Consider the following 16,410-nt stretch of genomic DNA (forward strand, 5'->3'; position numbering starts at 1 on the left):
GGCTAAAATTAATAAACTTTACATGTTTAGTTACAATTTTTAAAGTTTAATCTTAACACCTGCATTTACAACTATACCATCCAAAGGCGCATAAATATCCCTAAAAACCGGGTTGCTGATACTGCCGGTATAAATAGTATCAAACCGGGTTTGGCGTGTATCGGTAATGTTTTCGAAATTTATGAATACCGAAAAACGCTCCCATAATTTTTCGGCCATCAGCCCGGTTGTCCAATAAGCTTTCCCGGTAGCACCGTCGTTAAGTTTTTGCGGACTAAAATAGTAAGCCTCGGCCCCTATTTTCCATTTATCTTCTATTTCGTACATCAGCACATTGTTAAGGCGATGTTTAGATACCAGCGTATATTTGCTTATGGTATTACCAATATGTTGCGTTACATCTGCAAGGGTGTAGCCTATAAATAACTTAAAATTACTGTAAGTTACTTTCACATTTGTTTCGATGCCTTTTGTATTCAGATCGCCGGAAGGCTGCTGATATTGCAGATTGCCGTTGGGCAGCAACGTAAGTAAAATAGGATGCTCTATCCTGGTATAAAAAAACAACTGGTTAACACTAAAACTACCCGCTCCGTTAAAAATCGGTGTGCGGTAATTAATATCGTAATTGGCACCGTATGAACGCTCGGCGCGGGTATTGGCTACATCCAGCGGCAGCACGTTACGAAACTGGATGCGCTCGGCATCTTCTGTAAATACATTCGGGCCTTTATAACCTAACCCACCGCCCAAACGGGTAGACCATTGCGGGCTTATCCTCCACAAGGCTGATATGCGTGGCAAAAACATAAAGCCATATTGGTTATGATAATCGCCACGGATACCGCTCTCCAGCGTAAGAGCTTTATTAACGTTCCATGTGTTTTGTATAAAACCGCCAATGGTATTATTTTGATAACTTCTTAACGGAAAATTGCTGTTACGGCCCTCGTTAAATTTATCTGTCAAAAAATTCAGCCCAAAAACCCAGTCGGATTTCACTGTATTTTTAATATAGTTTGCCTCGCTGTAAGTAGATAACTGTTCGCCCGAGAAAACATAGCCCGGAAGGTTAATAGTACGATCATAAAAACTAACGCTGTTTTTTAGAACAAACTTTTCATTATCGTTTAATTTATGCACCAGCTCTGCCTGGCTACTGTAACGGCCGGTTTTATTTTTCTCAAAATAGGAATGAGTGGCATCGCCATTCCCTTTAATATAATGTAAGTCGCCACCAATCCTGTTCTCTGCTGTGGCATTAATACCTGCGGTTAATGTAGTTTTAGCATTAAAATACAAAAACAGTTTTGGGTTTAAGGTATATCTGTCAAATTCTGGTATGGCGGTAAGATCTGTACCCGATGGGTCATATGCTGTGCCGTGGTTATAAGCCGCATAAATTGTTGCCCCCATTTCTTTAAACTTTTGCGCATAAAAGATACTTGCATCAAGCCCCAGGGCCGATGTACCGTTTAATAACAAATTTAACTGCCGCTGTTCTGTTGGGGTTTTTGATACGAGGTTAACAAGGCCGGCAATTGCACCGCCACCATACAATGTAGAGGATGACCCTTTGATCACCTCAACCTGTTTAAGATCAAGCGGGGCTACCTGTAACAAACCTAATCCACCCGAAAACCCGGAGTACAGCGGGAACCCGTCGCGGATGATTTGAGTGTACTTACCATCCAACCCCTGGATACGGATACTGGAGTTGCCGCTGGTAGCTGATGTTTGCTGCGTTTGGATACCTGTGGTTTCGGCTAACACCATCCGGATATCGCCGGGTTTCATATTGCTTTTTTCATCGAGCTCCTCGCCAGATATTACCTCTACCCGTGTTGGGATATTGGCAATTGTACGGCTGCTGCGTGTAGCCGAAACTACTACCTCGTTCAGCTCATTCTGGTCGGGTTGTAATACAATCAGTATTGGTTGCTGTATATTTAGCGGGAAGGTAATCGTATCTGCCCGGGTAACATAACCTACCGAACGGAATACTACAATATATTTACCGTCGGGGATATTTTTCAATATGATTAATCCGGCTGTATCTGTTGTTGCGGCAATAGTTGTACCTTGTAATAAGGCTGTTGCGCCTATTAATGGCTGGTTTGTTTCAGCATCTTTTAATAAGGCCGAAAATGTATTTTGGGAATAAGTTATAGTAGTGCAAAACAGTGCTGTAAAAAGCACAATAATTTTTTTCATGTTTTTTGATTAGTGTTAATACCATAATTTGGCCCTGTAAGGCCATTGTAAGGGTATTAACCTAATTGTGGCGGTTGCCAAATAGAAAGCACTACATCTTTAACATCCGGTTGTTGATAGGCAGGGTACATTGTGCCTGTTTTGACTGGGCTTAACAGTAATGTTATGATAACAGTTTTGGTAATTGTGAACCCGGCGCAGGCCCCGCATGAAAAGAAAGGCGAACACCCGGCGCAATCCTGCTTTTTTGCTTTGCCTGCCTGCCCGGTTCTTACCACCGCATCGCAATCGCTATCAGTACAGCATGGCTTAACCGATAGGAAGATCACGATAAACGAAAACAGGATGCAAAGCAGTTTCACGGGGCAAAAGTATCAATTAAATAAGTATGTTGCCGCAAATTATATCAGTTACAGGCATATTAAAAAGCAATAACTGTAGATTCCTGCAATAATTCCGTATAACTAAAAAATTTACGCACAGGTAAACTGGTGTTGTAACGAATTTTCGCCCGGATCGCTTTTAAACCTGACACCCCCTGCAGATCTTCTACCGTCAGCATCTCTATATCGCTCTCCAGCATGTTTTTTGATTGCAGGAAACCGATATATCTAAGGTATTCAACCTCTTCGTCGTGGTTAGAATATACGATGGTAATTTTACCAATAGCCGTTAAACGTTCGGTAGTACCTTTTATAAAAGCTTTATCTATGCGCTTTTTAACAATTTCGAAACGCGCATTATAACTGCCATCTACATCAAAGCGTTTTTCATCCATCCGGAAACGGATGGACATCGGTAAACTAAATGCCAATATCAGCGAGGTTACATCAAGCGGATAAGGTAAGGTGTTCTTAAGATAATAATGCTCCAGCTCCATTTCGCAAAGCATTTGCAACTGCCATAAACGCAGGTTATACAAATTAGTAATATCAAACTTTTTTGCAGGGGCTATAGACTGGCCTATATACAAATTATGCTCTATACCATCGGTTTTAAAGCGTTCGTAATAATGCGGGTAAGCGGCTTGCGCATCAATTTGTGCCCTATCAAGCAGCAAAGCCATTTTTTCGTTGATCAAAGCAACTGTAGTTTCGTACTTACGCCGGTGTTGATGAAAATCGCCTTGTTTATCGGCCTGTGAAAAATACTGATCAATATCAGCCCGATAGCTGGCCGTAAGGCCACGTGCTTCTTTTAACAATGGGTGAATGTAAAGCTCTAAATAATTTTGTATTTGCTGCTCTGTATCGGCACGTAGCAGGGTTTGTACATCCATTACCATTTCCTGCAGGTTTTGCACATGCTGCTGTATATCACCGTCATCAGCACTACTCTGCAACTTCTCTATCAGCGGTATCAAGGCCGAGAGCTGATCGTGAAGATCCAGTTGCACACTATGATTGCGGGTTTCGGAAGAGCCTTTTATATCTATTTGGCCGTAAAGCGGATAAACCTCTTCAAACGTTACTTCTTTTAAAATATAATCTTCACTCCCACGGCGGTTGGTTATAAACTTTACCGCCTCTTTTCTAAACTTCCAATAAACGCTGGGATGTATAGTTGTGTATTCATTTTGTATAATTGCCCGTATCTGGTTTTGTATATAACTGAATTGCCTGTCGATAGTATCGGTTATGTAAGGCATCACAATTTCTAATTGGTTGGCGTTAATACTGTTAAGCACACCAACCTGGTTAGATACCAGCTCTATTATACCAAGCAGATGTTCGTTTTTTACTACCGGCGCCAATATGGCGCTTTTTACGCCCTGTTCTAAAAAGCGCCGGGCCATAATGTTCCCGGGGTCGCTGCGTAAAAAGCCTTCTACATCAGATATGGCAAAATAGGTTTGCTCCTGTACAAGTTTTACCAGCGAACGTACACACAGCGTATCAAAACATTCTTCTTCTGTATCTTTTGGTAGCAGATAACTTTTAAGCTGCGGGTTAAATGCGGCGGTGGTAAATTTACTTTCATTATCGTCAAATGAAGTAAAACCGATCTCCATATCCGGGATCTTATATATCGAACGGAAAACTTCCAGGATGTTCTCTTTTACTTTACTACCATATGATGCACCTAACAAAGTCCCTTTTAAAGAAGATACTGCGTTTTCCAAGGTAGCATCAAACAAGTTGATTATGGCAAAACCTTTTAATATCCAGCTGCATGCCGGGAAATATTTTTTCCATAAATCCAGGTCATTGTAATTATCGCGTAGCAATTCAATATCTTCTGGAGTAAGGGTTGGTGCTTCCGGCCCCGGCATCAGGTCCATAAAATCGGCATTATATAAAATACGATAATGCTTCATTATCCCTTTAGCATCCGGGATATCATAAAACCAGGGTTTAGAAAAGTTAAAGTTTGTACCGTAAAACTCATTCAGGATGAGGCAGCAGGTACTCACATATAATTGGTGTTCGGTAAAATCCCTTATAGTGATATCAAATGCAGAACCTGCTTCGGCAAGTATTTTTTGCAGGCGCTGTGTTTGATTAAAAAGCACATCCTGAAATGGAACGGTTATAGCTTTTATCTCGTTAGGCGAAAGTACTTCCGGAAAAATGTCGGCTGTTAAACGTTTAATGATCCCGGCGTGCTTAATTAACTGATCGGTATCTGTTATACCTTCTCTAAGCTCGGGATAGGGCGCTATCTCATCCAAAATTTCTTGCGCCATAGCAGCCCGCGTGCCGCTTTTTGATGCGGCCTGTTCCTCCAGTTTTGCTATCAGCACATGGAATGATATATGGATCTGGAACGGACTGTCTGTAAATGGTTTAAGATTCATTTTTCGCTTTAAAAGCACTTATGTACCAATTAAAAAATCAATACAAATTTAATATTAATTCAAAATGTACAATGCAACCTGCAATTGTTTATGACTTAAATTACAAACAAAGCCGCCAAGTTTACTTTAAAATGGATTATCTTTTTAATGGCAGCAGCAACGCAGTCCCGGTACCTAAGGCAGCACCTGCTAAAACATCCGACGGGTAATGCACGCCCAGATACATCCGCGAGTAACTAACCGAACCTGCCCATAAAAAAGCAGGCGCAATAACATACCACTTAGGGTAAGCATTTGATACAGCCATAGCAGTAGAAAAAGTAGTAGCCGCATGGCCGGATGGGAACGATGTACTGCCTGCACGGTACACCGGCACAATATTTATATTTTGTACAAAGGGCCTGCGGCGTTTTACCAAGTGTTTTATCAGTAACATGGCGCCGTAAGATATAGCTGTGCTGCTGGCTACATATAATGAGTTTTCGCGCATTTTCCAATCGTTACGGATAATGCCGCCTGCCAGTAAAGCCGCAGGTACGCCTATATCCCCATACTTATAGGTTCTTGATAAAAAAAGCATTACATCGGTTTGGGCCGGTGTACGGCTTGCCTGTAAATCAAGCATTATTCTGTCATCAAACTGTTGAATTTGTGGCTGGGCAAATACCCGCCCTATTCCGGAAAGCACCGTAAGTACCTGTATTGCAATTAAAAACAACCAAAAGTATTTATTACAGGCTAACTTAATATAATACACAGCTAAATATTTAATTTTACTTTTATACCAAAGTAAGTAATATTTAGCGGTTACGAGGGTCAGCCATGCGTAATAATTGGCACCCGGCACTGTTTACATCTAAACACACAACATGAACTACCCCGAATTGCTTCAAAAAGTTAGGGACTACGCCTTGCAGTATTATAAAAAACATGCCGATGACAGGTTGGTGTACCACGATAAGGAACATACGGAAGGGATGGTAACAGCTGCTGCGCAAATAGGCAACCACTACCAACTTAACGACCGCGACTTTTTTATTATACAAACGGCAGCCTGGTTTCATGACTTGGGTTACATGGTAGATCTGGAACATCACGAAGCCCAAAGCGCTGTACTTGCACAAAACTTTTTACAAAAGTACAATGCTGCAGATGAAGATATCGAAGCTGTAAAAAGCTGCATCATGGCTACCAAAATGCCGCAAAAACCTGCATCGCTTTTAGATATGATAGTTTGTGATGCCGACCTTTTTCACTTAGGCACTGATGATTTTTTTAAAAATGACAAAAAGCTTTTTAAAGAGATGAAAGCCCTTTATGCTACTGATATGAGCAAACTGGAGTGGCGGCAAAAATCAATAAAATTTCTAGAAGGCCATCATTATCATACAGATTACTGCCAGGTATTACTTAACAGCGGCAAACAGGAAAACCTTAATATCCTTAAAAATAAAGTAGCCAAAGCAGAAAAAGAAGTGGAACAAAAAAATGAAACAGCATCTGAAAAATATATACAAACCATGCAGTTAAATGATACACCGGCAACTATTGACGATTCTGAAAAAAAGAAAAAAAAAGACCGGCCGGAAAAAGGCATCGAAACAATGTTCAGGATAAGTTCTGCCAATCATCAGCGCTTAAGCGATATGGCTGATAACAAAGCCCATATCATGATCACGGTTAATTCCATCATTCTATCAGCCATTATTAGTTTACTGCTGCGTAAACTTACCGAGTATGAATACCTAAGCATCCCAACTTTCATCCTTTTATCAATTAGTTTACTGGCCATGACTTTTTCTATACTGGCCACACGCCCGTCTATCCCATCGGGGATATTTCAAAAATCTGATGTTGATGAAAAGCGTGTTAACCTGCTTTTTTTTGGTAATTTTTATAAAATGCCTTTGGAGGATTACACCTACGGCATGGTAAAAATGATGGAGGATAAAGAATTTTTATACGGCAGCCTGATAAAGGACGTATATGCCCAGGGTGTTGTATTAGGTAAAAAATACCGCCTATTACGCGTTGCCTATAACATATTTATGTTTGGGCTAATTGCATCGGTAATTGCTTTTATCATTGCATCCGTAATTTATAACAATAGCAAAGGCCACAAATAAGCATGCCAAAAACTACCTATTTTAACAGGGATATCAGTTGGTTAAGCTTTAACGGCCGTGTGCTGGAAGAAGCTGCAGCTACAACCGTGCCTGTTATTGAACGCATCCGTTTCCTATCAATCTACTCATCCAACCTGGATGAATTTTACCGTGTACGTGTACCTGTTATTAAAGCCTTAAAAAAAATAGGTAAAAAAAATGATGATATAGACGCTGATGAGCAGGAAAGTATTTTGCAGCAGGCATCTGATATTGTTTTGTTGCAACAAAAACGCTTTGGAGAAATTTTAACGCAACAGCTTATTCCACAGCTTAAAACAAACGGAATAAACCTGTTGTACAACGGCAAATTGCCCCAAAGCCTGGAGAAGGAAATAACAGATTATTTTTTGTCAGAAGTATTGGCTTTTTTACAGCCGGTTACTTTAGATGCAAATACCACCTTCTTCCCGGAAAATAATAAGCTGTACTTTGTTATTCAGCTTCGCGATGCCGCCGGTGATGAAAAACTAACGCTGCTAAATATTCCATCAGATAATTTGCCACGTTTTTTTGTTACCAAATGTGATGACGAGCAGTTTATTTGCTTTTTAGATGATATTGTACGCTTTAACCTGAGCAAGCTTTTTAAGGACGAACAACTTGGCTGCTACAGTATTAAAATAACCCGGGATGCAGAACTTGATCTGAAAGATGAGTATCCCGGTGAGCTATCTGAGCAGATTGAAAAACAACTATTAAAGCGCGATAATGGCCTGGCTACTCGTTTTTTATATCAGGCGGATATGCCCTTAAGCATGCTGCAATTGGTAGTACAACACCTGGGCCTGCAAAATGCCGGCAGCATAGAAGGCGGCCGGTACCACAACCTTAAAGATCTTTCGGGCTTCCCGGTAAATAATCCGGGGCTTGTGTACGACAGATGGCCCGCTATTGCCCTGCCGGTAACGAATGATGAGCCTTTGGTAAATACCATGGCACGGCAGGACCTGCTGGTGAACACGCCCTATCAATCTTACCACACCATATTGCGTTTTTTTAACGAAGCTGCCAATAACCCGGATGTTGAAGAGATAAATGTTACCCTTTACCGTGTAGCCAGCGATTCGAGGATAGTAAATGCACTCATCAGTGCAGCCCGGAATGGTAAGAAAGTAAACGTTGTAGTTGAGTTAAAAGCACGTTTTGACGAGGCCAATAACTTAAAATGGGCCAAAAAAATGAAGAACGCCGGTGTAAGTATTATTTACAGCGTAACCGCTTTAAAAGTGCATGCAAAAGTGGCTTTAGTTAAAACCCGTAAGGGCGATAGAATTATATATTCGGGTTTGCTGGCAACCGGCAACTTTAATGAAGGTACTGCTAAATTTTATACCGACCACATACTGCTAACCACCAATCACAAGCTATTACGCGAAGTGGAATTGCTGTTTATTTTTTTAGCCAAACGTGATAAGCCAGATAAAAATAACCAGATAAAATTCAACCATCTGCTGGTAGCAGGCTTTAACCTGCAAACCCGTTTCCTGGAATTAATTGATCGCGAGATGAAACTTGCCAAGCAGGGCCTTGCTGCTTCTATTATTATTAAATTGAATAACCTGGAAGAACAGGTACTGATAGATAAATTGTATAAGGCATCACAGGCGGGGGTAAAAATACAACTGATCGTACGCAGCATATGCTGTTTGGTGCCCGGCATACAAGGCCTTAGCGAAAATATCACTATCAAACGAATTGTTGACCGCTACCTGGAGCATGGGCGTATTTTCATTTTTAATAACAACAATAAACCCGAAATTTTTATGGGATCGGCCGACTGGATGAATCGCAATATCTATCACCGTATTGAGGTTTGTTTCCCGGTTTATGATGATGCGATAAAACAACAGATAACCACACTGGTTAATTTGCAACTGAATGATAATGTACAGGCAGTAGTAATTGATTCAAAATTGAACCACATTAAGCCCGCTATAAACGGCGATGCCGTGCAATCGCAAAAAGCTATTTATCAATATTTAACATCTATCAAGTAATTATGAAAACAGCAGCCATTATTTCTATTTTAGTGATAGGCATTATCGGTTCATCCTGCAGCCAGGGTAAAAAAAAGAAAGGGCATAATAAGGATAAAAACAGCAAAGAAGCGCCTGCGGCAAGTACCCCTGCTGCCTACGATCTAAGCAATCCGGTAAAATATAACATGCCTGCAGACCTGCTGGAGATTTCGGGCATTGCCTTTAATAACGGTGATGCAGGCACCATTTATGCCGAACAAGATGAAGATGGAAAAATATTTTACTTTCGCCCCGGCGACAGCAAAGTGAACCAGGTAACGTTTGGCAAACCAGGCGATTACGAGGATGTGGCCGTTATTAATAACCAGACCGTAATACTGCGCAGCGATGGCAGCCTGTTTAGTTTCCCGCTTAAAGAGGTTAAAGCAGGGCAAGTAAATACTGTAAAAGAATTTAAAAAAATGCTGCCACCGGGTGAATATGAAGGACTGCATGCAGACGGCGGCAAACTTTATGCGCTTTGCAAACAATGCGCAGGTACCGATCATAATAAAGAAGACAAAGGTTACATACTAAACCTGGCTGCCGATGGCAATATTAACCAAAGCGGTACCTTTACTATCGACGTAGAGAAAATTGCTGCTTTAACCGGTAAAACAAAATTAAAATTTCACCCATCTGCATTAGCTAAAAACCCGGTAACCAAACAATGGTATGTTTTATCATCGGTAAATAAGCTGATTGTAGTGCTGGATGAACAATGGAACGTGTTGGAAGCCTACCCTATCAGCAGCAAAATATTTTTACAACCCGAAGGTATTGCTTTTGATAAACAAGGCAACTTATACGTATCTAACGAGGGTGATAAAGCAAATGCAGGCAATATATTGCTGTTTAAATATAAATAAAGCAAAGCCGGTTCATACTTAATAATTATCCAGATGCTAAAAAAACTACTTATTACTACTTTTATATTACCGTTAGCCATAACATGGGTGCATGCGCAAAAAGTATTATCATCAAAAGCAGTTTTACGCGATAGCGTGGTAGTAGCCGTGCATCCGGCATATAATAAGGTTGGTAGCGTACACCGCTGGTTTTTTGGCACTAATTACCGCAAGGAATGGGCAACACCTGTAAACTTACCGGTGATACGTATATCTGAGATCTTCGGTGGCCTAACGCCCGAAAAAGAAGGCGGCGGTATGCAGTCAAAATCATTAAGGTTAAAAGATAAAACCGGCAAGGAATGGGTTTTACGAAGCGTTGAAAAAACGCCTGATAAACTTTTGCCACCCGCCCTGCGCGAAACCTTTGCAGTAGACTGGCTGGATGACGCACTAAGCGGACAGCACCCGTTTTCGGCATTGGTAGTGCCACCATTGGCTGCAGCAGCACGTGTACCCTATGCCAACCCAATTATTGGAGTAGTTGCAGCTGATAAAGCACTTGGCGAATACAGCAAGATATTTGCCAACCTGGTTTGCCTGCTGGAAGAGCGCGAACCGATAGGAGAATCAGACAATACGATTAAAATGATGGCCAATCTCATCAAGGATAATGATAATACCTTTGATGGCGAAGGTTTTTTACGTGCCCGTATGCTGGATTTGATGATTGGCGACTGGGACCGCCACGAAGACCAATGGCGCTGGGCCGAAACAAAAAAAGATAAAGGTAAGGCCTATATTGGCGTTCCGCGAGACCGGGATCAGGTGTTTCACCTGGAAGAAGGTCTGTTTCCGGATATTGCAGCACAGCCGTATATAAGCCCTTTACTGGGCGATTTTACTTATAAACCAAATTACAAATACGGCCCTTACAAAACGCGTTTTTTAAACCCTTATCCTAATGCGCAAATGACGCATAAACAGTGGATGCGGGTTGTTGATGATTTTGTAGCTGCAGAAACCGATGACGTGCTGGAAGCAGCATTACGCCGCCTGCCCGGTGATACTTATAAAATGGGGCATGATGTTTTGTTGGTCAAACTTAAAGCCCGCCGCGCTGCAATGCCCGCAACAATGGATAAATATTATCGCCTTATTTACCGCATTGCAGATATACGCCTGAGTAACAAAAACGAAAAGGTGACAATAACCGGCCTGCCCGATAGTAGCCTGCAAATAATGGTAAATAAAATAAATAAAGAGGGCAAGGTAAAAGATACTATTATGAATGTGGCTTATAGTCCCGATATCACAAAAGAGATCAGGCTGTATGTTTCTGAGGGTGATGATAATATTGTTATTAACAATACTACATCACCTATAAGCTTAAGACTAATTGGCGGTAAAGCCGGCAATAAGGTGTACAATATGGTACAATCTACTGCTAATGTGCGTGTTTATGATACCCAAAATGCAACATTTGAGGGTTTTACAAATAAAGTAAGCAAGCATTTAAGCACCGATACCCTGAATACTCTTTTTGTACAAACCAACCCGTACAATGTGTGGATGCCGCTTGCTACAGGGGCTATTAATGCTGATGATGGTTTGCTGATTGGCGCCGGCTTTAAATACACTAAAAATGATGGTTTTCGCAAATTACCTTATACCAGTTCGCAGCAGTTTACGCTTACACATGCTTTTGCCACAGACGCCTTCCGTATAAAATATGTAGGCGAATGGATGCAGGCGATCGGTAAGGCCGATTTAGTGGTACAATCTGCCATACAAGCGCCGGATAATACCGTAAACTTTTTTGGCCTGGGCAACGGCACGGTACTTAATAAACAAATTCCTAACTACCGCAGGTATTATCGCACTCGTTTTGATACTTATGAGGTAGATGCTGCGCTTCGCTGGCATATCAGCAAAAGCAGCACCATTAGTGCAGGCCCTTCTTTTCAATTTTATCATTTAGATAAAGGAGATAATGCAGGCAGGTTTATTAATAATGCGCCATTAATAGGTTCATACGATAGTTTGATTGTGGATAGGGATAAAGCGCATTTAGGCCTGTCTGTAAACTTCAACAGCAATAAACGTAAAGGTGGAATTTTAGTAACCGGGGGTTACTTTATCAACGTAAATATACAGGGATACACAGGCCTCAACAGCTATTCAGAAAATTTTTTACAAATCCGCCCCGAATTTACCTTTTATCAAAAGCTAACTGCTAATGGGTCTGTTGTGCTATCAGATCGTGTTGGCGGCGGGGTTAGCTTTGGCAAACCGGCGTTTTACCAATCAATGTTTTTAGGCGGCCAGGGTAACCTGCTTGGGTATCTGCAATATCGTTTTGCGGGCAGGCATATGGTTTTCAATAACCTGCAGGGCCGTGTAAAATTATTTAATATTGCCAGCTATATCATCCCGGGGCAACTGGGCTTAACCGGCTTTTACGATACCGGCAGGGTTTGGGCCGATGAAGAAAAATCTGATAAATGGCACCATGGCGTTGGCGGCGGTTTATATTTCTCGCCGGCGAGTTTAACCGTTCTGCAGATTTTAGCAGGCCATTCTGAGGAAGGCTGGTACCCCTATGTATCTTTAAACTTCAGGCTTTAAAAGCTTATCATAAATATTCTTATTTTTAAAGGATGGCTTATTTGTGTATTTAATACACTATAATCCATGCTTCTTTATTTTTAAAAAATCACTGTATAAAACCAGTGTTTGTCATAGCAACATCTCTTAGCCTGACTATTGTCATCAAAAAGTTAAATATTGTTAAATTAGTAAATTTGGTTGACTATATTAGTCAACTTGGTTTACATTTGTAGTGTTATTAAGCATTACAATGAAATCGTTAACTATACCTCAGCCCAATATTAACTCTTTTTTTAAAAGGACAACTCATCATACAGCTGTTCCACAACAAGAGGCTGCCAGTTCAACTTCAATATCAAAGCCCAAGCACACCACAACTCCAAGTGAATATATCATCAATGTTTTAGGCGAAGGATTCAAACAAAATTTTTTGGGTGCTGATATTGATATGGAGTTTTTAACCCTTACTGTGCGCAGCTATGCAACAGCAACCGTTAATGCCATTCGCAAAATAGTAGTTAAACCTGCAGCAAATAACAATTTATAATTCATTAAACTTTTGCCTTTACCCAATCACACCATATAATGAAACATTTCTTTACAACAATATTTAACAAAGCAATATTTACGGTGTTTGTGCTGCTTACATCATTTACTGCACTACATGCACAAACAGTTGTACACGGTGTAGTAACCGATGCTAAAACAAAGCAGCCAATGGCTTATGTAACGGTAACCTTTAGCGGCACAACCCAGGGCGCAGGTACTAACGGGCAAGGGCGCTACAGCATCGCCACAACCGACAACAGCCTAAATCAGGTAAAGGTATCATTTGTAGGGTATCGCAGCGCGGTACGTAATATTACACCCGGCCAGGATCAAACCATCAACATTGCCCTGGTAGAAGACAATCACTCTTTAAGCGAAGTAGTAGTAAAATCGGGTAAGAAGAAAAAATACACTAATAAAAATAATCCCGCTGTTGAATTGATCAGGCAGGTGATTGCCCACAAAGCACAAAATCAGGTAGAAAATTACAATTATGCCGAGTACAAGCAGTACGAGCGTATGAATTTCTCACTAAGCAACCTAAGCGATAAATTCCGTAATAAAAAGATCTTTAAAAATTACCAGTTTCTGTTTCGCGAGCAGGATTCTACAGCTATAGGCGGTAAAACCTTGCTGCCAATGTACCAGGAAGAGAAAACATCTGATAACTATTTTCGTAAATCGCCTTACGCCAAAAAGCAAATAATTACGGCCAATAAGCAGGTGAAATATGATGAGAACTTTGTAGACAACCAGGGCCTCACCGCTTATTTTAACCGGATGTATCAGGATATCAATATTTATGATAATAACGTATCACTGTTAAGCAACCAGTTATTAAGCCCTATTGCTAATAGTTCGCCAGAATTTTATAAATTTTTTATTACCGATACACTTAAAGATGTACAGCCAAACTTAATTGAGTTGAGCTTTACCCCACGTAATACCAATAACCTTTTATTTGAGGGAAAAATATATATTACGATGGATGGCAACTATGCTGTTCAAAATGCCCTGTTAACGGTTAACAAAAACATTAATCTTAACTTTGTGCGCCAGATGCAGGCAGCGTTATCATTTGAGAAAAATAACGACGGCCGTTATCACCTTAGTCAAAGCGACCTGAAAATTGAGTTTGGTATCAACAAAAATAAAGGTGGCGGCATGTATGGCGAGCGCCTGGTTACCATCAACAACTTTGTAATAAACAATGCCCGTACAGATGATACCTATAAAGGCCCTGCCCAGGTTGTAGCCCTTAATGCCGAGGATAAAGACGATACTTACTGGCAAATGACCCGCCCCGATACGCTGGACGCTGCATCTGCAAGTATTTATAAAAATATTGACAGCTTGCAAACTATTCCTTCGTTTAAAAAAACAATGGATATTGCAACGCTTGTATTAGCCGGTTACAAAAACTATGGCGCTTTTGAGGTTGGCCCTGCTAATACTTTTTATAGTTTTAACCCGGTAGAAGGCTTCCGTTTACGTTTAGGCGGGCGCAGCACGCCTGCCTTAAGCAAACGTTATTATTTTGAAACCTACGGAGCTTATGGTACACGAGATGAAAAGTTTAAATACTTTTTAAGCAGCACCTACTCTCTTAATAATAAATCTATCTATTCATTTCCGCAAAATTACATCAGGGCCAGCTTTCAGCACGATACAAAAATACCCGGACAGGAATTGCAGTTTGTGCAGGAGAGTAACTTCCTGTTATCATTTAAGCGTGGCGCAAACGATATCTGGTTGTATAACGATATCTTCCGTTTAGATTATGTTAAAGAGTTTACCAACCACCTTTCCTATTCATTAGGCTTCAAAAAATGGAACCAAACGCCTGCCGGTGCCTTGCTATACCAAAATGTTTTACCTAACGGATCATTAAACAACATCGATCTGGTAAAAACAACCGAACTTTCTGCACAGATCCGCTGGGCTCCGCACGAAAAGTTTTATCAGGGCAAACTGTATCGTACACCTATACCTGATAAATACCCAATATTTACACTAAATTACACCCAGGGCATTAAAGGCTTATTAGGCGGCGAATACAACTATCAGAATGTGGTAGGTAACATTAGCAAACGTTTTTACCTTTCGCAATTAGGTTTTACAGATGTAAGCACCGAAGGTGGTTACCTGTTTGGTAAAGTGCCCTTCCCCTTAATGGATATACACCACGCCAACCAAACCTATGCATTCCAGTTGCAATCATATAATTTAATGAACTTTCAGGAATTCGTAAGCGACCATTACGCCAGCATTGCTATCGATCATAATTTTAACGGCTTTATATTTAATCGCATACCGTTGTTAAAAAAGCTTAAACTACGCGAGATCATCGATGTTAAAAGCCTTTGGGGTGGTGTACGCAGTGAAAACAACCCGGCTAACGATCCATCGTTATTCCGTTTCCCGGGTGCAGCCGGTGGTGGTGCAGGCACTTATGCTTTAGGCAGCACACCTTATGTAGAGGGCAGCATTGGTATAGGTAATATATTTAAATTACTGCGTGTAGATTTTGTTAAGCGGTTTACTTACCTGGATAACCCTGGTGCACCCAAATATGGTGTAAGGTTTTTTGTGAAATTTGATTTTTAATATATATTCGTAAACCGGGTTGACTTTTACTTGTTATAGATACTGATCATGCAACAAAATTGTACATTAACGGAAGAAAACCAAAGGGTTGCCCCAAAGCTGGTTTACGTGCTTAAGCGCCTGCTGGATGAGTGGATGGGTAAAAAACTTTGCCGTATAGATCAGCCCGGTTTTAACAGTGCCCACCTGCCATTATTTATGAGCATAGGTAAAACCGGCATCTCTAATAACGAACTGGCCGCCAAAATGAACGTAAGCAAACAGGCAACCAGTAAAATAATAAAAGAGCTGGAAGCCATAAATATGGTAAAAAGCGAAAAAAGCCCTGATGATGCACGTGTTGTGATGCTGTATTTCACAACAGAGGGCGAGGCTTTTTACCATAACCTTAAAAACCAGGTTATGGATCTGGAAGCGCAGTACAAAAAAGTTGCAGGTAGTAAAAATTATGAAATTGCTATTGAAGTAATGCTGAAACTGGTAAAGTTTCATGAAGAATATAACTGCAGCGAAGAAAAACCATAAAAATATTTTTTTTAATTAAGCAAATGACAATAAGATGAAACGGTTTATAATTTACCCTTGTACATTTGCTTAAC

The 16,410-nt window shown here is 40.7% G+C and carries 11 protein-coding genes; 7 read left to right on the forward strand and 4 right to left on the reverse strand.

What is annotated here, in order from left to right; genetic code table 11:
- Nucleotides 1–39: 39 nt before the first annotated feature.
- From E2R65_RS00575 to E2R65_RS00590, 4 genes are all read right to left on the reverse strand, one after another.
- Entirely contained in the window at nucleotides 40–2,214 is a 2,175-nt protein-coding gene (locus E2R65_RS00575; RefSeq protein ID WP_134334533.1) for a TonB-dependent receptor, read from the reverse strand.
- A 56-nt stretch (nucleotides 2,215–2,270) separates the two neighbouring features.
- On the reverse strand, nucleotides 2,271–2,576 hold the full coding sequence (locus E2R65_RS19975; protein WP_373867781.1) for a DUF6660 family protein: 306 nt from the start codon (nucleotides 2,574–2,576) through the stop codon (nucleotides 2,271–2,273).
- Between the two features lie 59 nt (nucleotides 2,577–2,635).
- Complete coding sequence (locus E2R65_RS00585; protein WP_134334535.1) at nucleotides 2,636–5,011, reverse strand: GAF domain-containing protein; 2,376 nt, start codon at nucleotides 5,009–5,011, stop codon at nucleotides 2,636–2,638.
- Nucleotides 5,012–5,147: 136 nt separating this feature from the next.
- Nucleotides 5,148–5,699 carry a phosphatase PAP2 family protein gene (locus E2R65_RS00590; protein ID WP_240043107.1) on the reverse strand — a complete coding sequence of 184 codons (552 nt, stop codon included), beginning with the start codon at nucleotides 5,697–5,699 and terminating at the stop codon, nucleotides 5,148–5,150.
- Nucleotides 5,700–5,880: 181 nt separating this feature from the next.
- Here E2R65_RS00590 and E2R65_RS00595 point away from each other — a divergent pair, with 181 nt between their 5' ends.
- The 7 genes from E2R65_RS00595 to E2R65_RS00625 all read left to right on the forward strand — a co-directional run bounded on the left by E2R65_RS00595 (nucleotide 5,881) and on the right by E2R65_RS00625 (nucleotide 16,336).
- A complete protein-coding gene (locus E2R65_RS00595; RefSeq protein WP_134334537.1) occupies nucleotides 5,881–7,137 on the forward strand; it encodes a Pycsar system effector family protein in 1,257 nt (418 codons plus the stop codon).
- A 2-nt stretch (nucleotides 7,138–7,139) separates the two neighbouring features.
- Nucleotides 7,140–9,176: a polyphosphate kinase 1 gene (ppk1, locus tag E2R65_RS00600; RefSeq protein ID WP_134334538.1), complete on the forward strand. Its 2,037-nt coding sequence runs from the start codon at nucleotides 7,140–7,142 to the stop codon at nucleotides 9,174–9,176.
- A 2-nt stretch (nucleotides 9,177–9,178) separates the two neighbouring features.
- Complete coding sequence (locus tag E2R65_RS00605; RefSeq protein ID WP_134334539.1) at nucleotides 9,179–10,066, forward strand: SdiA-regulated domain-containing protein; 888 nt, start codon at nucleotides 9,179–9,181, stop codon at nucleotides 10,064–10,066.
- A gap of 33 nt (nucleotides 10,067–10,099) precedes the next feature.
- Entirely contained in the window at nucleotides 10,100–12,673 is a 2,574-nt protein-coding gene (locus tag E2R65_RS00610) for a BamA/TamA family outer membrane protein (RefSeq protein WP_134334540.1), read from the forward strand.
- Between the two features lie 232 nt (nucleotides 12,674–12,905).
- Nucleotides 12,906–13,202: a hypothetical protein gene (locus E2R65_RS00615; protein WP_134334541.1), complete on the forward strand. Its 297-nt coding sequence runs from the start codon at nucleotides 12,906–12,908 to the stop codon at nucleotides 13,200–13,202.
- Between the two features lie 38 nt (nucleotides 13,203–13,240).
- Complete coding sequence (locus tag E2R65_RS00620; RefSeq protein WP_134334542.1) at nucleotides 13,241–15,811, forward strand: DUF5686 and carboxypeptidase-like regulatory domain-containing protein; 2,571 nt, start codon at nucleotides 13,241–13,243, stop codon at nucleotides 15,809–15,811.
- Nucleotides 15,812–15,859: 48 nt separating this feature from the next.
- Nucleotides 15,860–16,336 carry a MarR family winged helix-turn-helix transcriptional regulator gene (locus E2R65_RS00625; RefSeq protein WP_134334543.1) on the forward strand — a complete coding sequence of 159 codons (477 nt, stop codon included), beginning with the start codon at nucleotides 15,860–15,862 and terminating at the stop codon, nucleotides 16,334–16,336.
- Nucleotides 16,337–16,410 lie beyond the last annotated feature (74 nt).

Source organism: Mucilaginibacter phyllosphaerae (assembly GCF_004378255.1).
In the GTDB taxonomy this organism is placed as follows: domain Bacteria; phylum Bacteroidota; class Bacteroidia; order Sphingobacteriales; family Sphingobacteriaceae; genus Mucilaginibacter; species Mucilaginibacter phyllosphaerae.